Source organism: Mycobacterium sp. 5-140-3-2 (assembly GCF_035666375.1).
Classification (GTDB): domain Bacteria; phylum Actinomycetota; class Actinomycetes; order Mycobacteriales; family Mycobacteriaceae; genus Mycobacterium; species Mycobacterium intracellulare.
The window spans coordinates 4284710-4306048 of the sequence record NZ_CP142025.1 but is presented as its reverse complement, the minus strand read 5'-3'; the positions used below and the strand labels follow the sequence as shown (position 1 = coordinate 4306048).

At 67.9% G+C, this 21339-nt stretch carries 18 protein-coding genes and 4 pseudogenes; 14 read left to right on the top strand and 8 right to left on the bottom strand.

Annotation, left to right across the window (positions count from 1 at the left end; all coding sequences use genetic code 11):
* The first annotated feature begins 16 nt into the window (after nucleotides 1-16).
* The 4 genes and pseudogenes from P6281_RS20080 (at nucleotide 17) to P6281_RS20065 (ending at nucleotide 2976) form a co-directional block, all read left to right on the top strand.
* Nucleotides 17-871, top strand: a complete 855-nt coding sequence (locus P6281_RS20080) for a mycofactocin-coupled SDR family oxidoreductase (RefSeq protein WP_324738498.1) — start codon at nucleotides 17-19, stop codon at nucleotides 869-871.
* Between the two features lie 5 nt (nucleotides 872-876).
* Nucleotides 877-1164, top strand: a pseudogene (locus tag P6281_RS20075) (hypothetical protein); the annotation flags it as partial.
* Nucleotides 1165-1209: 45 nt separating this feature from the next.
* Nucleotides 1210-1500 carry a YiaA/YiaB family inner membrane protein gene (locus P6281_RS20070; protein ID WP_009952929.1) on the top strand — a complete coding sequence of 97 codons (291 nt, stop codon included), beginning with the start codon at nucleotides 1210-1212 and terminating at the stop codon, nucleotides 1498-1500.
* A gap of 127 nt (nucleotides 1501-1627) precedes the next feature.
* Nucleotides 1628-2976: pseudogene (locus P6281_RS20065) on the top strand (acyltransferase family protein).
* Here P6281_RS20065 and P6281_RS20060 read toward each other — a convergent pair.
* From P6281_RS20060 to P6281_RS20045, 4 genes and pseudogenes are all read right to left on the bottom strand, one after another.
* Nucleotides 2940-3604 (bottom strand): annotated as a pseudogene (locus tag P6281_RS20060) (response regulator). The pseudogenes P6281_RS20065 and P6281_RS20060 overlap by 37 nt on opposite strands.
* Nucleotides 3597-4754, bottom strand: a complete 1158-nt coding sequence (gene macS / locus P6281_RS20055; RefSeq protein ID WP_014712206.1) for a MacS family sensor histidine kinase — start codon at nucleotides 4752-4754, stop codon at nucleotides 3597-3599. Before macS ends, P6281_RS20060 begins: the two are co-directional and overlap by 8 nt.
* A gap of 57 nt (nucleotides 4755-4811) precedes the next feature.
* A complete protein-coding gene (locus tag P6281_RS20050; RefSeq protein ID WP_014380876.1) occupies nucleotides 4812-5501 on the bottom strand; it encodes a PAS and ANTAR domain-containing protein in 690 nt (229 codons plus the stop codon).
* Nucleotides 5502-5594: 93 nt separating this feature from the next.
* Nucleotides 5595-6044, bottom strand: coding sequence for an Hsp20/alpha crystallin family protein (locus P6281_RS20045; RefSeq protein WP_225324712.1), 450 nt, complete (start codon nucleotides 6042-6044; stop codon nucleotides 5595-5597).
* Between the two features lie 143 nt (nucleotides 6045-6187).
* Between P6281_RS20045 and P6281_RS20040 the strand changes: the two genes are divergently transcribed.
* Both P6281_RS20040 and P6281_RS20035 read left to right on the top strand, forming a co-directional pair.
* Nucleotides 6188-6568 carry a MerR family transcriptional regulator gene (locus P6281_RS20040; protein ID WP_014385609.1) on the top strand — a complete coding sequence of 127 codons (381 nt, stop codon included), beginning with the start codon at nucleotides 6188-6190 and terminating at the stop codon, nucleotides 6566-6568.
* 64 nt (nucleotides 6569-6632) lie between these two features.
* Nucleotides 6633-7169: a DUF1360 domain-containing protein gene (locus P6281_RS20035; protein ID WP_324738497.1), complete on the top strand. Its 537-nt coding sequence runs from the start codon at nucleotides 6633-6635 to the stop codon at nucleotides 7167-7169.
* Between the two features lie 3 nt (nucleotides 7170-7172).
* Here the strand turns inward: P6281_RS20035 and P6281_RS20030 are convergent, their stop codons facing one another.
* The gene (locus P6281_RS20030; protein WP_043955295.1) at nucleotides 7173-8483 is read right to left on the bottom strand and encodes an NAD(P)/FAD-dependent oxidoreductase; all 1311 of its coding nucleotides are present in this window, start codon (nucleotides 8481-8483) and stop codon (nucleotides 7173-7175) included.
* A 307-nt stretch (nucleotides 8484-8790) separates the two neighbouring features.
* Between P6281_RS20030 and P6281_RS20025 the strand changes: the two genes are divergently transcribed.
* From P6281_RS20025 to P6281_RS20000, 6 genes and pseudogenes are all read left to right on the top strand, one after another.
* Nucleotides 8791-9498, top strand: coding sequence for a GAF and ANTAR domain-containing protein (locus tag P6281_RS20025; RefSeq protein ID WP_324738496.1), 708 nt, complete (start codon nucleotides 8791-8793; stop codon nucleotides 9496-9498).
* A gap of 64 nt (nucleotides 9499-9562) precedes the next feature.
* Nucleotides 9563-10741, top strand: a complete 1179-nt coding sequence (locus P6281_RS20020; protein ID WP_324738495.1) for a zinc-dependent alcohol dehydrogenase — start codon at nucleotides 9563-9565, stop codon at nucleotides 10739-10741.
* A 94-nt stretch (nucleotides 10742-10835) separates the two neighbouring features.
* Nucleotides 10836-12986 carry a glycogen debranching protein GlgX gene (glgX, locus tag P6281_RS20015; RefSeq protein WP_324738494.1) on the top strand — a complete coding sequence of 717 codons (2151 nt, stop codon included), beginning with the start codon at nucleotides 10836-10838 and terminating at the stop codon, nucleotides 12984-12986.
* An 86-nt stretch (nucleotides 12987-13072) separates the two neighbouring features.
* Nucleotides 13073-14311 (top strand): annotated as a pseudogene (locus P6281_RS20010) (PAS domain-containing protein); the annotation flags it as partial.
* Nucleotides 14239-14865 (top strand): GGDEF domain-containing protein, encoded by a 627-nt coding sequence (locus P6281_RS20005; RefSeq protein ID WP_324738980.1) that lies wholly within the window; start codon nucleotides 14239-14241, stop codon nucleotides 14863-14865. The pseudogene P6281_RS20010 and the gene P6281_RS20005, both read left to right, overlap by 73 nt.
* A gap of 92 nt (nucleotides 14866-14957) precedes the next feature.
* Nucleotides 14958-15725, top strand: coding sequence for an SDR family oxidoreductase (locus tag P6281_RS20000; protein ID WP_008259541.1), 768 nt, complete (start codon nucleotides 14958-14960; stop codon nucleotides 15723-15725).
* Here P6281_RS20000 and P6281_RS19995 read toward each other — a convergent pair.
* Nucleotides 15722-16693, bottom strand: a complete 972-nt coding sequence (locus tag P6281_RS19995; protein WP_324738493.1) for an aldo/keto reductase — start codon at nucleotides 16691-16693, stop codon at nucleotides 15722-15724. The two genes, P6281_RS20000 and P6281_RS19995, sit on opposite strands and share 4 nt — an antisense overlap.
* Before the next feature lie 179 nt (nucleotides 16694-16872).
* Nucleotides 16873-17889, bottom strand: a complete 1017-nt coding sequence (locus P6281_RS19990; RefSeq protein ID WP_014383122.1) for a sensor domain-containing protein — start codon at nucleotides 17887-17889, stop codon at nucleotides 16873-16875.
* Between the two features lie 169 nt (nucleotides 17890-18058).
* On the opposite strand from P6281_RS19990, the gene P6281_RS19985 reads away from it, so the two are divergent.
* Both P6281_RS19985 and P6281_RS19980 read left to right on the top strand, forming a co-directional pair.
* Nucleotides 18059-18616: a hemerythrin domain-containing protein gene (locus P6281_RS19985; protein ID WP_014380870.1), complete on the top strand. Its 558-nt coding sequence runs from the start codon at nucleotides 18059-18061 to the stop codon at nucleotides 18614-18616.
* Nucleotides 18617-18683: 67 nt separating this feature from the next.
* Nucleotides 18684-19343, top strand: a complete 660-nt coding sequence (locus P6281_RS19980; protein ID WP_008259535.1) for a UdgX family uracil-DNA binding protein — start codon at nucleotides 18684-18686, stop codon at nucleotides 19341-19343.
* Nucleotides 19344-19365: 22 nt separating this feature from the next.
* Here P6281_RS19980 and P6281_RS19975 read toward each other — a convergent pair whose 3' ends face one another.
* Nucleotides 19366-21159, bottom strand: coding sequence for a thiamine pyrophosphate-requiring protein (locus P6281_RS19975; RefSeq protein WP_009956826.1), 1794 nt, complete (start codon nucleotides 21157-21159; stop codon nucleotides 19366-19368).
* Nucleotides 21160-21339: the final 180 nt, after the last annotated feature.

The following is a 21339-nucleotide window of genomic DNA, read 5'->3' as shown; positions in this document are numbered from 1 at the left end:
AGCGAGGAGTCCAACAGTGAACCGACTCAACGGAAAAGTCATCGCCATCACCGGCGCCGGCCGCGGACAAGGCCGGAGCCACGCCGTTCACGCGGCCGACGAAGGTGCCGACGTCATCGCCCTTGACGTCTGCGCCGACATCGAAACCGCCGAATACCCGATGGCCACCCCCGCCGACCTGGACGAGACCAAAGATCTCGTCGAAAAGTCCGGCCGCCGTGCAGTGACTGCCCAAGTCGACGTCCGCGACCGCGCCGCACTCAAGAAAGCCTTCGACGACGCCGTGGCTGAACTCGGCGGCCTCGACGTCGTCGTGGCCAACGCCGCCATCATGCCCCTGGGAGAACACATCCCCCCGCAAGGATTCATCGACGCCTTCGACGTCGACTTCATCGGCGTAGTCAACACCATCCACGTCGGCTTCCCACACCTGCATCCAGGCGCATCGGTGATCGTCACCGGCTCCATCGCTGGGCTGGTGCCGCAGACCGGCCTCCACGGCGCCACGCTCAAAGGTCCAGGCGGGGCCGCCTACGCCCTATCCAAGACCACGATCAGGGACTACACCAAAGCACTCGCCCTCACCCTCGGACCGCACCGCATCCGGGTCAACGCCGTACACCCCACCAACGTCGACACCCACATGCTGCACAACGACAACACCTACAAAACGTTTCGTCCTGACCTGGCCAACCCGACCCGCTCCGACGCCGAAGTCACCTTCCCCTTCATGCAAGCCATCCCCGTCCCCTACGTCGACCCCGCCGACATCTCCCACGCCGTGATCTACCTGGCATCCGACGAATCCCGCTATGTCACCGGCCAGCAACTGTTCATCGACGCCGGAGCAGGCCTCAAGATGGGGCTTTGAAAGCACGCGGGATCGCCACGGTCGTTTTCGGCGCGGCGGCCCTGTTGCTCGTCTTGTTGTATGTGTTTGCCACAGAGGCAAATTCACGCATCCCCGGTGACAGCCTCGTGGCGTGGTCGGTGCTGCTGATCGTGCCCGCCCTCGCCGTGGTGTTGGTGGTCAAACCGGTCGTGGATGCCCACTTCGCCGTGGTGGAGGTGGCGACGGTGATCGCCACGATGCTCGGGGCGTGCGCCGCGAGTGTTGCGGCGTCGCTGTCGAGGGCACCCCGAGTCGTCGCCAAATCTGAGTAGTCTTACGGATCCCCGCCAAGGGTGCGCCGTCGCAGGCTTATCGGCATGACCGTTCCCAACAGCATGTCAAAAACCACCGCCGCCTTCTTCGTTCAGGCCGCCGTCGCCTTCGCGATCAGCTTTCTCACCGCGCTGGCCGGGATTTACTTTCTTCCCCTTGACGCGTGGCAGCGACTGTTCCTCGGCATCACCTTCCTCTTTTTGGTGTCGAGCGCGTTCACGCTGGCCAAGGTCATTCGCGACCAGCAGGAAGCCGCAACCGTGCGGGTCCGACTCGACGAAGCCCGCATCGAGAGGCTGCTGGCCGACTACGACCCACTCAACACCGCGAGCTGAGTAGTACTACTCAGCCCCAACGCGTAGAACCGCTCAGGCTCACAGCCGCGCGGTCGGCAATGCTTCTTTCATCGCACGACTTCGGCTCCGCCGCAACGCTTTCATCCCGATTCACAGAAGGACACCCATGTCAACTCTCGCCAGATTTCCCGACGTCGCCGAGGTGGCCGCGCGCACGCCGGCCGACCGTGATCGCGTCCTGGACGTCATCCGCATCACCTCCCTGATCGGTGTGGTGCTCGGCCATACCGTGATGGCCATCAGCGTCATCGAAAACCATGTCCTGATCTGGGACAACCTGCTCACCACCTCGATGTTGTTCCAGGCGGCGACCTGGCTGCTTCAGATCATGCCGCTGTTCTTCTTCGCCGGCGCCGCGGCCTGCCTGTCCTCCTGGTCCCCGGGCACCAACTGGGGAGACTGGCTGATGAAACGCTGCACCAGGCTGTTCCGGCCGGTGTTCTACTACCTGGCGTTCTGGGCGGTCGCGCTGACCGTGCTGTATCGGGCACTGCCCCAACACATTTACGAGCCGATTGCCGGCGTCAGCACGCAGCTGCTGTGGTTCCTGGGCGCCTACGTCCTGGTGCTGGCCGCCATGCCGGTGCTGTATCGCATCACCACGGCGCGGCGCCTCGCCGCGGGGGTGGCCGCGGTCTACGGGGCGATCGCGCTGATCGACGTCATCCGGCTGCATTCGCCGGCGATGATGCCGCTGGGCTACCTCAACTTGTGCGTCTGGCTCATTCCGGCCATGTTCGGCGTCGCCTACCGCCGCCGGCTGCTCGACGGCCGCGCCGCGCTAACGGTGGCCGGCGTCTTCTTCGCCGTGGACATCGCACTGGTGCGCTGGGGGCCGTACCAGATCAGCATGGTCGGCACCGGGGATCACCATCTTTCCAACACCAGCCCGCCGTCGTTGCTCTTGGCCGGGCACGCAATCATCTTGAGCGCCTTGGCCATCGCGGCCGCACCGGCGATCGCGCGCTGGGCGCAGCGACCGCGGGTGTGGTGGTGGACCGCGATCGGCAACTCCGGAGCGATGACCCTCTACCTGTGGCACATGCCGGTGCTGCTGGGCGTGCACCTGCTCTTCGATCACCTTGGCGCCCCGCGGTTTCCGGGCCAGCCGGATTTCCTCGCCGTCAGCGTCGCGCAGGTGCTCATCGTGGTCCTCGCCATGGCCGTGCTGTTCGTCGCGTTGCGGCCGCTCGAAAACAACCCGTTGGCCGGCTGGGACGGCGCCGGGACCGTCACCTCACGCGGGCGGGGCGCGGTCGTCGGCGCGCTGCTGTGCGTGGCCGGTGTCGCGATCCTGGCCGCGATCAGGTGGGGCCTCAAGGACGACGGGCTGGTGTGCATGGCCGTGGTCGTGGCCGCACTCGTCGCCGCGCGGGCGGTGGCCCACGAGACCGGCGGGGCACCCCGCTAACAGCGGGTTACGGTTCGGAGTCCAGGCCATGCTCGATCGCGTAGCGCGCCAATTCCACCCGGTTCGCGACCTGCAGCTTACGGAATGTCGCCTGCACATGGTTTTCGACCGTGCGGTGGCTCAACGACAGCTTCACGGCGATCTGCTTGGCGGACAGCCCTTTTGCGACGTACCGCAACACCTCTGTCTCGCGTTCGGTCAGGCTGGGACGGGCGGGGCCGTCGTCCTTGCTCTGCGCGATGCGCCGGTATTCACCCAGCACCAGTCCGGCCAGCCCCGGGGTGAACACGGCCCGGCCCGCGGCCGTCGCCGTCACAGCCTGTGCCAGTTCGGATTTCGAGGCGCTCTTGACCAGGTTCCCGTCGGACCGGCTTTGACGGCTTCCAAGACGTCCTCATGTTCGTCGGAGGCCGACAGCACCAGCACCCGCGTCGACGGCGACGCCGCGAGCACCGCCGCGGTGGCCTGTGCGCCGTTCCCGTCGGGCAGCTGCATATCCATCACCACCACGTCGGGTTTGACCACGGCCGCCCGCCGCCCCGCGGCGGCCACCCCGTCGGCCGTGGCCACCACGGTGAATCCGCCCTCGGCCAGGTCGCGCGCGACCGCATCACGCCAGATCGGATGGTCGTCGACCACCATCACCGTCGCCGGCGCCGCATCCTCAACCACGACGTCCCTCCCCGCGCGGCACGCACAACTCCCACTCGGTGCCCTCGCCGGGGCCGCTGCGCAGTTGCGCGGTGCCGCCGAGCGACGCCAGCCGCCCCACGATCGATTGGGAGACGCCCAGGCGTCCCTGACGCGCCGCCTCCTCGAGTCGACCGGCCGCAATGCCCACGCCGTCGTCGCGGACACTGACCACGACGGAATCGCCGAGGTCCTCCACGAGTACGTACGCGCGTGCCTCCGGTCCCGCATGGGCACCGACGTTGTCCAGGGCATTGCCCACCGCGGCGTCGAGCTCCGTCCCTATCCGGCGTCCCAACAACACCGGAGTCGCCGGCAGGCTGATCGACACCCGGTCCGACGCCCGGCATCGCAGCAGCGTGCGCAGATCCATCGTGGCGCCGTCGGCATCGGGATCGATATCGGCGCATGCCACCCATCGACGCAGCGCTCGTTCTTGCTCGCTCGCCAGGTCGGCGAGTTCCGCTGTGGCGCCGCCGATTTCATGGCCCTTCTTGGCGACCAGCGCCAGCACCTGGATGGCGCCGTCGTGCACCTCGCGGGACAGTCGCTCGCGTTCCTGCACCGCGGCGCTCAACTGGGCCGCCCGTTGCAGTTCGGCGTGCGCGCGGCGCGCGGTCTGCGCGGCCATGCCGATCGCCATGCCGATGGCCAGCTCGATGATGACGGTGGCGTTGTGCCCCAGGTTGAGGGCGAGGTAGTCCTTGACGGCGAAATTGGTGGCCATCACCGCCAGGCCCGTCAGCATCCCGCCACCGGGGCCGAACTGGATCGCGGCGGAAATCGTGGGATTGCTCGCCCACAACGTCGTCGGCCAGGTCTGGTTCTCGGCCGCCCAGTGCGGCGTCGCGACGACGGTGTTCGACCACATGAGCAACACCGCGATCGCGATCTCGGCCAGCACCCATGACGGTCGTCGCCCGAACCCCCGCAGGTAGGCGACGGCGCACGCCGCGCTCCAGCCGATCAGCACAGTGAACAGGACCCAACCGAGCGCGGGCCGGCGCAGATCGGGATTGATCGCGATTTGAAACCCGGCGGCATACACGCAACTCAGCAACCGAAAAACCTGCGCCGCGCGCCACAGCGGCGTCGTGGGATCGGGGCCGTGATTCGCCATCGTGGTCAGCATAAATGCGGACGGTCCCCAGCGGGTCGCCCACGCCGAAAAGACGTGGGCTGCAGTGCCTTACCCGCGGTCGTCGGCGGGACGGACGCGCTGGTGCGCCGTCAGGAGCAAATGGTCGAATTCCGACTGGGTATTGAGCGGCAAGCCCGCGCCGCGGAAGTCCTCGGCGATCTGCTCGGCGAGCGTGCGCAGCTTGACATTCGCCTCCTGCGAGAGCCATCGGAGCAACTCGAAGGCCGCGCTGTCGCTGAGGCCGTAGATCAGCATCAGCATGCCCTTGGCGCGTTCGATGCCTGCCCGATTCTCGCTGATCTGAGCGAGTTTCGCGCTGACCGCGTCCTCGTGCACCTGCCCGTTCGATGCGGAGACGTCGATGTAGAACCCGTGCGTCCCGATCACGTCGCCGTCGTCGTTGTAGAGCCGATCGCCGACCACGACGACGTGGCGTACGTTTCCGCCGGTGTCGATGATCCGGTGCCGGGTGCTGAACGCCTGGCGGGTGTTCACGATCTGATCGATGGTGGCCGCGACCTGCCCGCGGTCATCGGGGTGTTTATGCGAGAGCACCAAATCGGTGGTCGGCACGACGGTGCCCGGCTCGTAGCCGTGCATCCGCTGCACCTGTTCCGACCATTCCCACCGCTGATCGGTGAAGTGGAACCGAAACCAGCCCGCGGGTTGCGCGTTGCCGCCGGACAACGCCTGCTCGACGCTGGCCGTTTCGCCGTTGAGTTCCCATGTCGATTCCACCGTGGCTCCTCGCTCACTGCCGTGGCGGGCGGCGGCCGCGAGGCCGACACGCGAGCGCGTGCGCCTGCGACCGCCGCCCAGTCCGCCGCCCGGTCAGGCGTTGATGACCTCGCGCTGGGCGGCGCCCTCTGCGACGGCGCGGTGCCCGTCGCCGCGGCCGACGGCGATCTTGCGGGGCTTGGCCTTCTCGGCCACCGGGATGTGCAGACTCAGGACACCTTCGGAATAGGAGGCCTGGATCTTGTCGGTGTCGAGGTTTTCGCCGAGCACCAGCTGGCGGCTGAACACGCCGCGCGGGCGCTCGGTGGCCAGCATCTCGCGGTTGGGGTCGAGGGCCGGGCGTTCGGCGCGCACGGTCACGACATTGCGCTCGATGTCGATGTCCAGCGAGTCGGCATCGATGCCGGGCAGGTCGAACTCGACGACGAACTCCTCGCCCTGGCGCCAGGCGTCCATCGGCATCACTGCAGGCCGGGCGGCCGTGCCGAGCACCTGGTGGGCAAAGCGGTCGAGCTCACGGAAGGGATCTGAACGCATCAGCATGGTTGTCACCTCTCACTCCGATCTACGCTGTGGTCCGACAAATTTCCTGTGTCTGACGACATAGATTCGGTATAGCATTGTCGACATATTCATGCAAGTGTGCTAAACAGATTTTTTGAATGAATCAGCTGAGGGGATGTGCGATGGTCGAACATCGCGGCGAGGCCGGGGCTCCGGCGTCCGGCCACGGCGTGTACGGAATCTCGGTGGCCGCCGAACTGTCCGGGATTCCGGTGCAATCGTTGCGGCTCTACGAACGCTACGGGCTGCTCACGCCCGCGAGAAGTCAAGGGGGAACGCGCCGTTACAGCGCCGACGACCTCGCGCGGCTCCGCCGCATCAGCGGTCTGGTCGAGGCCGGCGTCAACCTGGCCGGCATCGCTCGCATCCTCGAACTCGAAGACGACAACGAGACGTTGGCGGCCGCCAACACCGACCTGCGGTCCACCAACCGCACGTTGCGAGAAGCGGCGAAGGCGGCCAAGCCCGCCGAGTCCCGGGACCGGGAGGGCACGCGGCGGTGAGCTGATCGCCGATTGCGCCGGGCGGCGCCGGGTACTCGACCCCCTATGCCTTCAAGGAGAAGCGATGGGTGAGTTGACGGAAACCGGCGCCCAGGTGGTGGACGGTGCACGCAAGGAGGCGGACGCCTACCGCGGCGACAATCCCCGCCCGCTGGGGGGCTACCTGGCGGTGTTGGTGGTCTACGGCCTCGTCGTGACGGCGGCGGTAATCGCCGCGGTGGTCAGCGGGCGCACGTTGCCGTCGCGCTGGCGGATTCAGGACCTGGTCATCCTCACGCTGGGCACCCACAAGCTCTCGCGAACGTTGACCAAAGACGCGGTGACCAGCCCGCTGCGCGCCCCGTTCACGCATTACGCGGGCACCGGCGGGCCGGCCGAGGTCCAGGAAGAGGTCCGCGAGCACAGCGAGCTTCGGCACAGCCTGGGCGAGTTGCTGACCTGCCCGTTCTGCCTGGACATGTGGGTCGCCACCGGATTCGCCATCGGTCTGGTGTTCGTACCCCGGTTCACCCGGCTGATCGCGGGCGTCTTCAGCGCGTTGGCCGGGGCGGATTTCCTTCAGCTCGCCTACGCGATGGCCCAGCAGTCCGCCGAAGGCTGACGATCAGCTGGTCTTGGGCATCGGGATGCCCTCGCTGGCGGTGAATTGCGCGTCGTCCTCGGAGGACAACCCGATGGAGACGACGGAGCGGTTGAACAGCACGTCGGTCAGGTAGGCCAGCGAGACCGCCCATCGGTTGACGCCGCGCGGAATCGCGTACAGGTGGTAGGACCTCGTCACGAGTTTGGCCGGCAGCCCGGACAAGTGGATGTTCAGCGGGTTGGCCACCGCGTAGCGGGGCCCCAGATCGACCACCAGACCCAGGTTGCGGTGCTTGTATTGCTTGGGGCTGCCGTAACCGAGGCTGGCGGCGACGTTGCGGGCCAGCACCTTGCCCTGCCGGGTGGCGTGCTGGGCGGTCGGCGGCGTGATCTGGCCGGGCTGGGTGAGGTCGGGAACCGCGGCCGCATCGCCGGCGGCGAACACCTCCGGGTGACCGGGCACCTGCAGATCGGGCTGCACCGTGATCCGGCCTTTCTCGGTCGGCAGCCCCAGGTCTTGGATCAGCGGGGCGCCGGTCACCCCCGTCACCCAGGCGATCGTGTGCGTGTCGATGCGCGAATCGTCGCTCAGCACAACGTGATCGGCGTGCGCTTGCTTGAGCGTGACGCCGAGCCGGACGTCGATACCGCGCTTGCGCAACACCTTCATCGCGGCCTCGCCGAGCTTCTTGCCCACCTCTGGCATCACCTGCTCGGCCAGGTCCAGGAGCAGGAATCGCACTTCGGCGGGGTTGAAGCCCATCTGTTTGGCCGCCGCGTCGGCCAGCGCCCGCAGCTGCGCCACCAACTCGGTGCCCGAGTAGGACGCGCCGACCACTACCACGGTGCGCCGGGCGGCGGCCACCTGCGGATCGTCCTCGATGTTGGCCAGCTCCAGCTGCTCGACGAAGTGGTCGCGCAGGTAGAGCGCCTCGGCGGTGGTCTTCAACCCGCGCGCATGCCTCGCGAGGCCCGGGACGTCGAACAACCGCGTCACCGACCCCGGCGTGAGCACCAGCCGGTCCCAGGACATGGAATGGCTGCGTTCCTCGGGATCGCAATACGTCAGCGTCTGTTGCGCGAAGTCCACCCCGTCGACGCGGCCGCGCACCGCGTGCACGCCCCGCAACGAATTGGCCAGTGGGACAGCGACAAACCGGGCGTCGACCACCCCGCCCGCCACGTCGGGCAGCAACGGTGTGTACAGCATGTAGTCGACCGGAGAAATGATCGTGATGTCCACGGGCGCGTGCCGCCGGCGCAGAATCCGGGCCAGACGGCGGGCGCAGGTGAATCCGGTGAAGCCGCTTCCCACGATCACAATGGAGGTCACCGACCCGAGTGTAGGCGGACTTCGGTGGTGAGGAGTGTCCCGCGCCGCCCCGGGACCGACGACGGCTTGAAAACGACTGTTCGACAAGGGAATCCAAGGGGACAGGCCGGGCAAAACGGCCCAGGGCGTCCTCCCGCTCGGATGCCGCCGCCTACGCTGTTGTCCTGGCGTTTCGTTATCGTGCCTTGCGCTTCGTTGTATGGCTCATAGACTTCTGGTGAGCGTTGGTATGCGCGACTTTGCGATGCCATCGCGACGCCTATCAGGAAGGGCTCTGCGGGCCACGAACGGTTCCGGGGGTGATGTGATGCGAGACGGCAGTGCCACGATCGCCAACCAACTGGTGGAGCTGGTGGCCAATCTGGAGCGTGAACAGAGCGGCACCGCGGCCGGGCTGCACGAATTGCTCGACAGCGGGGTCGAGCACGTGAGCGGTTCGCAGTACGCGGGGATCACCCTCGCCGAGAAGGGCGCGTCGGTCAGCTCGGTCGTCGCGACGCATCGCTACCCGATGGTCCTGGATGCCATTCAGGACAGCTCCGGCGAAGGTCCTTGCCTCACCGCGGCCTGGGAGCACCACATGATGCACATCGCCGACCTGAGCTCCGAACAGCGCTGGCTGCGGTATCGCCGCCTGGCGCTCGAGCAGACCCCGATCCGCTCCATCCTGTCCTTCGAGTTGTTCATCGACGGCACCAGCATGGCGGCGCTGAACTTTTACGCGGAGGACCCGCACGCCTTCACCGAGGAAGCCGTGGAGATCGGCACGGTCTTCGCCACGCACATCGCCTTGGCCTGGTCGATGATGCGCCGGAACGACCAATTCCGTAGCGCCTTGGCCTCGCGCGACATCATCGGTCAGGCGAAGGGGGTCATCATGGAGCGCTTCGGCATCGACGCCGTCGAGGCGTTCCAATTGCTGACCCGGGTCTCGCAACAATCCAACATCAAGCTGATCGAAATCGCGCGGTCGCTCATCGAGAGCGAGCATCCGCTCCAGCACAGCCAGCGCTGACGGCAACCGCCGGCGGCCCCGCTCCGCCGTTTAGACGGGTGGCAGACGGGTATGCGCTCTTTCCATGAAGGCTGTCACGTGGCACGGCAAGCGCGATGTGCGGGTGGATTCGGTGCCCGACCCCAAGATCGAACAGCCCACCGATGCCATCATCGAAGTCACCTCCACCAACATCTGCGGGTCCGATCTGCATCTCTACGAGATCCTCGGGGCCTTCATGAAGCAGGGGGACATCCTCGGCCACGAGCCGATGGGCATCGTGCGGGAGGTCGGCACGCAGACGGGCGACCTACGGGTGGGGGACCGGGTCGTCATCCCGTTCCAAATCTCTTGCGGCAGTTGCTACATGTGCGGCCAGCAGCTCTATACCCAGTGCGAGACCACCCAGGTGCGCGACCAAGGCATGGGGGCGGCGCTGTTCGGCTATTCGGAGCTCTACGGCCAAGTCCCCGGCGGCCAAGCCGAGCTGTTGCGCGTCCCCCAGGCCCAGTTCACCCACATCAAAGTTCCTGTGGGGCCGCCGGATTCGCGGTTCGTCTATCTGTCCGACGTGCTGCCCACCGCGTGGCAGGCGGTCGCCTACGCCGACATCCCGGACGGTGGCACGGTCACCGTGCTCGGTTTGGGCCCGATCGGGGACATGGCCGCCCGCATCGCCGATCACCTCGGTTACCGCGTCATCGCCGTCGACCTGGTGCCCGAACGGCTGGGCCGCGCCGCGCAACGCGGTATCCACACCATCGATGTGAGCCGGGTCGACTCGCTCGGTGACGCGATCCGCGACCTGACCGACGGGCGTGGATCGGACTCGGTCATCGAAGCGGTCGGCATGGAAGCGCACGGCTCGCCGACCGCCAAACTGGCGCAGCAGGCCACCGGGCTCTTGCCGGACGCGCTGGCCAAGCGGTTCATGCAAACCGCCGGCGTAGACCGGCTGTCCGCCCTGTACTCGGCCATCGACATCGTGCGGCGCGGGGGAACGATCTCGCTGATCGGCATATACGGCGGCATGGCGGACCCGCTGCCGATGCTCACCCTGTTCGACAAGCAGGTGACCCTGCGGATGGGGCAGGCCAACGTCAAACGCTGGGTCGACGACATCATGCCGCTGCTCACCGACGACGACCCGCTCGGCGTCGACACCTTTGCCACGCACGTCCTTCCCCTCGACAAGGCCCCGCACGCCTACGAGATCTTCCAGAAGAAGCAGGACGGGGCGGTGAAGGTTATCCTCAATCCGTGATCACCTATGCCACAAGGCTTTCCGCTTTGTGTCGCCCAGCGCCGCGGGCGGCCCGGGAGTTTGACCGCCGCGTCGGCCGGGTATTGAGTGCCCCATGACTCCCACAGAGGTCGCCGCCCCCACGCCCACCGGTGAGGTGTGGCCGGGCAGGGCCTACCCGCTGGGTGCGACGTATGACGGCGCGGGCACCAACTTCGCCTTGTTCAGCGAGGTGGCCGAGCGGGTGGAGCTGTGCCTGTTCGACGCCGAGGGCACCGAGAGCCGCATCCCCTTGCCCGAGGTCGACGGCTTCATCTGGCACGCCTACATCCCCAACATCGAACCGGGGCAGCGCTACGGCTACCGCGTGCACGGCCCGTACGACCCGCAGGCCGGGCACCGATGCAACCCGAACAAGCTGCTGGTGGACCCGTACTCCAAAGCCATCGACGGCTCGTTCGAGTGGAACCAATCGTTGTTCAGCTACAACTTCGGCGACCCCGACAGCCGCAACGACGACGACTCGGCGCAGAGCATGCCCAAGTCGGTCGTGATCAGCCCCTACTTCGACTGGGGCAACGACCGCCCGCCGGACCGCCACTACGCCGACACCGTCATCTACGAGGCGCACGTCAAGGGCCTGACCCAGACCCACCCGGACGTTCCCGAGCAGCTGCGCGGCACCTACGCCGCGGTGGCACACCCGGTGATCATCGAGCACCTCAAGAGTCTGGGCATCACGGCCATCGAACTGATGCCGGTGCACCACTTCGCCAACGACTCCACCCTGGTCGACAAGGGCCTGTCCAACTACTGGGGTTACAACACAATCGGATTCTTTGCGCCCGACTTCAAGTACTCCAGCGCCACCACGCCCGGCGGCCAGGTCCAGGAATTCAAGGCCATGGTGCGGTCGCTGCACGAGGCCGGCATCGAGGTCATCCTCGACGTGGTCTACAACCACACGGCCGAGGGCAACCACCTCGGCCCCACGTTGTCGATGCGCGGCATCGACAACGCCGCCTACTACCGGCTGGTCGACGACGACAAGCAGTACTACATGGACTACACCGGCACGGGCAACAGCCTCAACGTCGGGCATCCGCACTCGCTGCAGCTGATCATGGATTCCCTGCGCTACTGGGTGACCGAGATGCACGTCGATGGCTTCCGCTTCGACCTGGCCTCGACGCTGGCCCGCGAGTTCTACGACGTGGACCGGCTGTCGACGTTTTTCGAACTCGTGCAACAGGATCCGACCGTCAGCCAGGTCAAGCTGATCGCCGAACCGTGGGACGTCGGGCCGGGCGGCTATCAGGTGGGCAACTTTCCGCCGCAGTGGACGGAATGGAACGGCAAGTACCGCGACACCGTCCGCGACTTCTGGCGCGGCGAGCCGGCCACCCTCGACGAATTCGCCTACCGGCTCTCCGGATCGGCCGACCTCTACGAGCACACCGCGCGCCGCCCGGTGGCATCGATCAACTTCGTCATCGCCCACGACGGGTTCACGCTGCGCGACCTGGTGTCCTACAACGAGAAGCACAACGAGGCCAACGGCGAGGACAACAACGACGGGGAAAGCCACAACCGGTCCTGGAACTGCGGCGCCGAAGGGCCCACCGACGATGAGGCCGTCAAGGCGCTGCGCGCCCGACAGCAGCGCAACTTCCTGACCACGCTGCTGTTGTCGCAGGGTGTGCCGATGATCTGTCACGGCGACGAACTCGGGCGCACCCAAAACGGCAACAACAACGGCTATTGCCAGGACAACGAGCTCACGTGGATCGATTGGGCCAACGCCGACGCGGGCCTGCTGGAGTTCACCCGCACGGTGTCGGCGCTGCGTGCCGAGCATCCGGTGTTCCGGCGGCGCCGGTTCTTTTCCGGAAAGCCGGTGGGCCGCCGCGGCCAGGGCGGGCTGCCCGACATCGCCTGGTTCACTCCCGACGGCACGGAGATGAGCGACGAGGACTGGGGCGCGGGCTTCGCCAAGTCCGTCGCGGTGTTCCTCAACGGCCACGGCATCCCCGGCCGCGACGAGCGGGGCCAACGGGTGCTGGACGATTCGTTCCTGCTGTGCTTCAACGCCCACCACGAACCGATCGAATTCACCCTTCCGCCAAAGGAATTCGGTGCCGCCTGGCAGGTCGTGGTGTACACCGGGCCCGACGAGACCACCCCCGCCGACGAGGTGCCCGGCGGAGGCACCCTCAACGTGGAGGCCCACACCGCCGTGGTGCTGCAGGGACTCCCGTCGAGCTAGTCCCCGACGACCGCCCCGTTCCCCGGATCGGGTGAATCGCTCTCGCCGACAAGCCACATCGGCTAATTTTTTCGGCGGCGGCATTGATGCTGCGCGCCGAGCGCCGGGAACGAGAGGGACAGCCGATGGACAGGCCCGGTCCTGACGCGCGACTGGAATCGGCGATGAACACCTCTGGGCGGGCCGCCGCGCTGTTGGTGCTCGTGGTCGCAGCGCTGACGTGGGTGGGCTGGACGGCCGGCATCGAGCGCTTGACGCGGATCTATCCGACCTGGCCGCAGATGATGCCGTGGACCGCGCTGTGGCTGGCCGCGCTGGGCGCGGCGATCCTGCTGCAATGGGGGAGTCCCTCGCGCGAGCGCCGATGGGCCGGACGGTGTTTGGCCGCGGCCGCGGCCGCCTTCGCCGTCCTCGTGCTCGCGGAGTACGCGAGCCTCGGCTCGTTCACGGTGGACAGGATCTGGTTCGGTGAGGCCGTCGGCATGCGCGAGTGGTCGTGGCCGGGGCGCCCGAGCGTTCAGACCGCGTTGTCGGCCCTGCCGTTGGCGACCGCCGTCGCGCTGATCCGGGTGGATCGGTGCACCCGCGCGGTCTGGCCGCTGTGCCTGGCGGCGAGCGCTGCCATCCCGTTCGTCACGGCCGGGGCCTACCTGTTCGACGCGCTGGCGCTGGTGGGGGTCTCGCCGTCAAAGGGCCAGGCGTTCCTGACGGCGGCGGTCCTGTTGCTGCTCGTCGCGGCCACGTCGCTGGCGCGCGTTGACCGGTTTCCGCTCGCGTGGCTGCTCGCGCGGCCCGACCGGTCCTCGCTGGTCCGGTTGCTCGCGATCCTGGCCGGCTTTCCGCTCGTCGTGGCCGTGGTGAGGCCGATCTTTTTGGAGCTCGGCCCGGACGCCAACGCGCAGTGGACCTTCTCGATCCTGTTGGGAACCGCGGTCGTCGGCGCGGTGACCTTCTACTTCAGCCAGCGCGAGCAGCACCTGCTGATCGCCAAGGAGCTGGCCAGCAAGCAACGCGCCGAGGCCGAGACGCGATATCGCATCCTCGCGGACAACGCCGTCGACATCATCGTGCACTTTCGCGGCGGCGGGGTCGCGTGGATCTCCCCGTCGGTGGAACCCGCGCTGGGCGGCCCGCTGTCGAGGTGGACGGGCCCGGATTTCGCCCGCCGCATCCACCCCGAGGACCGCGACAAACTCCAAACCGCCCTGCGCCGCATCGCGGGGGGCGAACAGGTGCTCCAACGTTTCCGGGTGTGTTCCCTCGACGGCGAATACCACTGGGTCGACGGTCACGGGAAGCCCTACACCGATGCCCAGGGCAACACCGATGGGCTGATCGCGGCGTTGCGGGTGGTCGACGATCAGGTCGAGGCGGAACAACAGTTGGAACGGTTGGCACGGTTCGACACCCTCACCGGCCTGGTGAACCGGGCCGAGGCCATGGCCCGCCTGGACGCCGCGCTGCGGCAACCGCGCCCCCCGAAACGCATGTGGGCGTGCTGTTCTGCGACGTCGACCACTTCAAGGCGATCAACGACCGGTGGGGACACGGGACGGGCGACGTCGTGCTGGCGACCGTCGCGGCGCGGATCCGGGCGAGCGTCCGCCGCGAGGACACCGTGGGGCGCACGGGCGGGGACGAAATGCTGATCCTGTTGCCCGGCGTCCGCAGCGCCGACGAGCTCGCTCAGATCGCCGAGAAGATTCGCCGGCGCGTCGCCGAACCCATCCACGTTTCCGGCAACACGATAGGCGCGACCTTGAGCATCGGTGCCACGCTCGCCCTTCCCGCCGAGTCCGTCGACGCGGTCACCGCGCGCGCGGATGAGGCCATGTACCGGGCCAAGTCAGGCGACCGGAACGCCGTCGTGGCGACTTAAGTAGCGAGTGATCGCCAACGGACGAGTCGCATCCGGTAGGTTTCTGGCGACAGCGTCTCGCGTTACAAGAGAGGGCGAATATGTCAAGGACAGTGGTGGTCGGCGCCTCGAGTGGGCTGGGGCGTTGCATCGGGGTCGGTCTCGCGCAGCGCGGCGATCAGGTCGCGTTGCTTGCCCGGCGTCTGCAGCGCATCGAGGCCGCGGCCAAGGAGGCCGGCCCGAACGCGACCGCCATCGAATGCGACGTCACCGACGAGGCGTCCTGCCGGGCGGCGATCGGTCGGGCCGTCGACGCCCTCGGCGGGATCGACAACCTCGTCTACACACCCGCCGTCGGGCCGCTCGTGCGCATGGTGGACACCGACGCCGACACGTGGCGGCGCATCTTCGACACCAATGTGATCGGCGCATCGTTGGTGACGGCCGCGGCGATGCCGCACTTGACCGCGTCGGCCGGCAAGGCGGTGTACCTGTCCTCCGATGCGGGTACCTTCGGACCGCCGTGGCCGGGCCTGGGCGCGTACGGCGTCAGCAAGGCCGCCCTGGAACGGCTCGTGGAGGCGTGGCGGGCCGAACACTCCGACGTCGGCTTCACCAACCTGATCGTCGGGGAGTGCGCGGGCGGCGAGGGCGACGCGGCAACCGGAATGAACGCCGACTGGGATATGGACCTCGCCATGAAGGCGGTTCCGCTGTGGTCGTCGCGCGGCTGCATGCCCGGCAAATTGATGCCGGTTGACGACCTGATCGACGTCGTGCACACCATCCTGCGCACCAACGCCTCGACGTCGATGCCGCTCGTGGTCGCGCGCGGCGCGCCGGCCAGCCCGGCCGCGTTCGCCGAGGCCAACCAGTCCTAGCGGCGGCCGAGTTTCTCGCGCGCGAGGTCGGTGAGGAAGCGCGCCGCCGACGTCGGCCGGAACGCCAGCGCCGCCTCGGTGAGCGCGTCACGGGATTCGGTCGGCAGCTCGATGTCGGCGGCTGCGACGTTGAACTCGAGCTGCTCGACGCTGGACGCGCCGGGGATGGCCACCACGCCCGGGTGGCTGATCAGCCAGGCCAGCGCCACCTGTGCCGGCTTGGCGCCGAGTTGCGTTGCGACGTCGCGCAACAACTGCAGCAGCGGCTCGACGCGGCGCAGGTTCTCGGTGCCGAACAACGAGTTCATCGCGCGAACGCCGCCGGGGCGGTTGGCGACGCCGTACTTGCCGCCCAGCAGCCCCTGCTCCAGCGGGCTGTAGGCGATCACGATGCGGTTCTCCCGTTCGGCGAACGGCACCAGGTTCTTGAGTGCCTTCGGATAGGCGAGCGAGAAATGCACCTGGTTGCTGATCACCGGCCGGCCCAGCGCGGTATCGGCCTTCTGCCATCGCTGCAGCGAATAGTTCGAGACGCCCGCCGCGCCGATCGTCCCGCGGTCCAGCAGGTCCCGCATCCCCGGCATGATCACCGAGTCCGGCACCACCGGGTTGGGCTGGTGGATCTGGTACAGCGGGATGCGGTCCAGTCCCAGCCGCCGGGCGCTGGCTCGCGCGCGTTGCCTGACGACGGCGGGGAAGGGAGCGACCGGCATGATCTTGCTGGCCACCGCCACCTCGGCGCGTTCGTCGCCGAGCGCCTCGCCCAGGATCCGCTCGCTCTTGCCCAACCAGTAGACCTCGGCGGTGTCGAACAGCGTCACCCCCAGGGCTCGCGCGCGCCGCACGATGTCGCCCGCGGCGCCGGCGGCGTAGCTGTCGCCGTAACCCCATTCGCGCGAGCCGAACTGCCAGGTGCCCAAGCCGATCCGGCTGACCCGTCCGACCCCGTCGACGTCGACGTATTTCATCCGGTCAGCCTAGTGGCGATCGCAAGCGCGGCGGAGCCGGGCGCGGCGGGTCGCCGCGCGTGAGCCGGTGGCGATCGCAAGCGCGGCGGAGCCGGGCGCGGCGGGTCGCCGCGCGTGAGCCGGTGGCGATCGCAAGCGCGGCGGGTCGCCACGCGTGAACAGTTGACCTTGCCTGCCGCTCAGCCCGGGATCTTGCCGAGGATGTAGTTGGCGATGGTGACCGCGGCCAGCCGCGGGCGCTCGCTGTCCGTGGTGCCGCTGGCCGACACGTTCAGGTCGAGGACGACGTTGGCCTTGGCCGCGACCGCTCGCGCCGAGCGCACCTGTATTCCCTTGGGCGTCAAGTCCAATGTGGTGATGCCGTTGCCGGCGTCGGCGGGAGCGCTCACCGCCATCTTGATCGGCTGCCCACCCGAAGCCGTCACGGTGACGGTCGAGCCGCCGCACTGGCGCCATCCGGACAGCAGCGTGTCCAGTTGGGACTGCGCCCCGGCCGGATCGCGGAAAGCCGCCACGCCCTGGATGACTTGGATCGACTTGAACATGCTGCGCGTGTCGGTGAATTCGCCGGCGTGATACCCGGTGAAGGAGCCCGGGGTGTAGGCGTCCGGGCTGCCCGCGGCGATGCTTCCCCAGCATTCCGGGCGGTCGATGCTGCCGTCCTGCGCCGAGCGGCCGGGGCTGTTCCACGTCGGACCGACCTCGAGGTTCGCGTCGGAGGTGATGTTCCGCAGCGCGTCCAATCCGGGCAGCAGCGTGGTGATCGTGTCCGGTGGGACGGTCGGGGGCGGCGGTCCGGCCGACGTGGTCGCGTCGTGGGCCGTCCGGTGCGACGACGTGGACCCGCCCAGCGTCGCCCATCCGGCCAGCGCGACGACCGCCAACAGGATGAACACGTACGACAGCGTCACCCCGACCAGGGCGCGGTCGCGGCCGAGTTCGCCGGTGCGCCGGATCCGCGCCAACCCGAGGTGCCCCAGAACCGCTCCGGCGGGAGCGAACACGAACGCGAACACCAGTGACAGCGTCGCGAGGGTGTTGACGGCCGGGCGGTACGGCGGGGGTGCGGGCGGCGGCGGGATCCCGGGCGGTTCCGCCGGCGGTTCGATCGGCTCCATCGGCTCGATCGGGGGGACCCGGCCGAGTGGGTCGTAACTCAGCGGGTTCTGCCAATACGGGTCCTGGGGGTTGGTCACGCCGTGCCTCCTTCGCGGCCGAACCTGCCCGAAATGTAGCCCACGACCAGGGACACATACCCCACCCGGGCGCGCCCACACCCGTTTGATGGCCGATTTCGCCGGGTAGCCGCTTCGGTGAGCGCGCAACAGCCCTGCGCGTCGAACCAAGGGAGATGGGAGGGACACCATGGCACGCGCCATCACGTCGCCCACCGACGTGGTCGACTTTCTCGTCAGTCAGCACGAGCAGATCAAGGCGATGTTCGCCGACACCCTGGCGGCGTCCGGAGAAGCGCGGGAGAAGGCCTTCGTCGAGCTTCGGCGGCTGCTCGCCGTGCACGAGACCGCGGAGGAGGAAATCGTTCACCCGCGGGCCAAGCGCAAGATCGCCAATGGCACCACCGTGGTCGACAAGCGGCTGCACGAAGAGCACGAGGCCAAGACCGTGCTGCAGCGGCTGGAAAAGCTCGACGTCGACAGCGAGGAATTCACCCGCGAGTTGACCAAGCTGCGCGACGCGGTGATCGACCACGCCGAGCACGAGGAGCACGACGAATTCGCCAAGCTGGGCGAGGAATTGAGCGCCGACGAGCTGGAACGGATGGGCCGCGCCGCGCAGCTCGCCGAAGCCATCGCGCCCACCCGGCCCCACGCCGGTGTGGAATCACAGGTGGCCAACCTGGCCGCGGGCCCGTTCGCCGCGATGCTCGACCGTGCCCGCGACGCCATCGTGGGCAAGGGCTGACGAGCCACCCGAGGCTGGGTACCCCCGCTCGGTGGGGGAGCGGGGGTACCCACGCCGCCACATTCTCATGACAGCCACCGCGAAGGCCCCCGGCGCCGACCGCTATCTCCCCGAGGAGCGGGACATCGACGCGCTGCGCAGCGCGGCCGAAACATGCCACGGCTGTGCGCTTTTCGAAGATGCCACCCAAACCGTGTTCGGCAACGGGCATCCCGGGGCGCCGATCATGTTGGTGGGCGAGCAGCCCGGTGACCAGGAGGACCGCGCCGGTGAGCCGTTCGTCGGGCCGGCGGGCCGACTGCTCGCCCGGGCGCTCGAAGACGCCGGCATCGACCCGGTGCTCACCTATCAGACCAACGCCGTCAAGCATTTCAAGTTCACCCGCAAGGGCGGCAAACGGCGCATCCACCAAAAGCCCGGCCGCACCGAGGTCGTCGCCTGCCGGCCCTGGCTGATCGCCGAAATCGAGGCCGTGCAGCCCGAGGTCATCGTGTGCCTGGGGGCAACGGCCGCACAATCGTTGCTGGGCACCACCTTTCGGGTTTCCGAGCAGCGGGGCCGGGAGCTGAAGCTCCCGGCGTCCGTCGACATCGCAAGGACGCCCGAGCCCATCGTGGTGGCGACCGTGCACCCGTCGTCGGTGTTGCGCGACCGCAGCGACCGCCGCGACGAGGTCTACCAGTCGTTCGTCGACGACCTGCGCATCGCCCGCTCCGGGCTGGCGTAGTCGCTCGGCTGACCCGGCCCGGTCAGCTCTTCTTGTGCGGCATGAACTCCTGCATCTTGGTTTTCAGGCCAACCTTGACGAAGCCCACACGGTCCTCGTCACCGGACAACACCGCGGTGGTGGCCGACTTGAACTGCTCCCAGGTGGCGTGCGGCGGGATGGGCGGCATGTCGGGATCGGTGAAGACGTCCAGCACGGTGGGGCGGTCGGCCGACAAGGCATTGCGCCACGCGTCGGATAATTCGTCCGGATCCTTGATCGCCATGGCGTTCAGGCCCAGGCTGGCCGCGAACGCGGCGAAGTCGACGTCAGGAAGGTTTTGGGACTCCGCGAATTTCGGGGCGCCGGCCATCGCACGCATCTCCCAGGTCACCTGGTTGAGGTCGTTGTTGTGCAGGATCGCGATGATCAGGCGGGGGTCTTTCCACTCGCTCCAGTAGCGCTTGATCGTGATCAGCTCGGCCATGCCGTTCATCTGCATGGCGCCGTCGCCCGCGAACACGATGACCGGCCGGTCCGGGTGGCCGAATTTCGCGCCGATGCCGTAGGGAACCCCGGGGCCCATCGTCGCCAGCGTCCCCGACAGCGAGCCGCGCATGTTGCCGCGGAAGCGCAGGTTGCGCGCGTACCAGTTGGCCGATGAGCCGGAATCGGCTGTGACGATGGCGTTCTCGGGCAGCTGGGGGGACAGCTCGGAGAACAGCCGCATGGGGTTGATCGGGTCGGCGCTGACCATGGCTTCCTTATCCATCGTCTCCCACCAGCGCGCCACGTTCTTCTCGACGCCTTCGCGCCACGACCGGTCCTCCTTGCGGCGCAGGTGCGGAATCAGTGCGCGCAGTGCAGATTTCGCGTCGGCGACCAGGTTGACCTCGTACGGGTAGCGCATCCCGATCATTCGCCCGTCGATGTCGATCTGCACCGCCCGGCACTGGTCGAACTGCGGCAAGAACTGCGTGTAGGGGAAACTGGATCCGACGGTGAGCAGCGTGTCGCAGCCCATCATCAGCTCGTAGCTCGGACGCGTTCCCAGCAGCCCGATCGATCCTGTGACCCAAGGCAATTCGTCCGAAAGGACGTCCTTGCCCAACAGCGCCTTGGCCGCGCCAGCGCCGAGCAGGTCGGCGACCTCGGCCAGCTCTTCGTGGGCCCCGCGCGCCCCGGTGCCCACCAGCATGGCGACCTTCTTGCCGGCGTTGAGGACGTCGGCGGCGCGCGCGATGGCGGCGTCGTCGGGGGCGATGTCCGGGTACTCGATGCCCAGGCTGGAGGGCACCATCTTGAACGCGTGCTCGGGCGGCGAGTACGGCAGCTCCTGGACGTCGCTGGGGATGATCAACGCCGTCGGCGCCCGCTGGGTCATCGCGATGCGGATCGCGCGGTCCAGCACGTTGGGCAATTGCTCGGGGACGGTGACCATTTGGACGTAGTCGCTGGCGACGTCCTTGAACAGGTTCAGCAGGTCGACCTCCTGCTGGTAGTTGCCGCCCATGGCGCTGCGGTTGGTTTGACCGACGATCGCCACCACCGGGACATGGTCGAGTTTGGCGTCGTAGAGGCCGTTGAGCAGGTGGACCGCGCCAGGGCCCGATGTCGCCGCGCAGACGCCCACTCGGCCGGTGAACTTCGCGTAGCCGACCGCCTCGAAGGCGCTCATCTCCTCGTGGCGCGACTGAATGAACTGGGGCTTGTTGTCCGCCCGGCCCCACGCGGCGAGCAGGCCGTTGATGCCGTCGCCCGGGTAGCCGAACACGTGCTCGACGCCCCACGCCCGCAACCGTTCCAGCAGGTAGTCGGAGACCTCTTGTTTGGACATGTTGTTCCCTCCTGGGCAGACGGTTCTTCAGTGCTGGCGGGTGGGCGTGTGTGGCTGTTGGTTGAACCACCTGCAGGCAGGCGTGACTACGGCAGGCGACCGCGCATGGGCGGCTTTGGCACTTCCCACACGTGCCGGGTTACCCGCAAAGAGGGTTGTTATTCCCCTTCACGGTCCGGC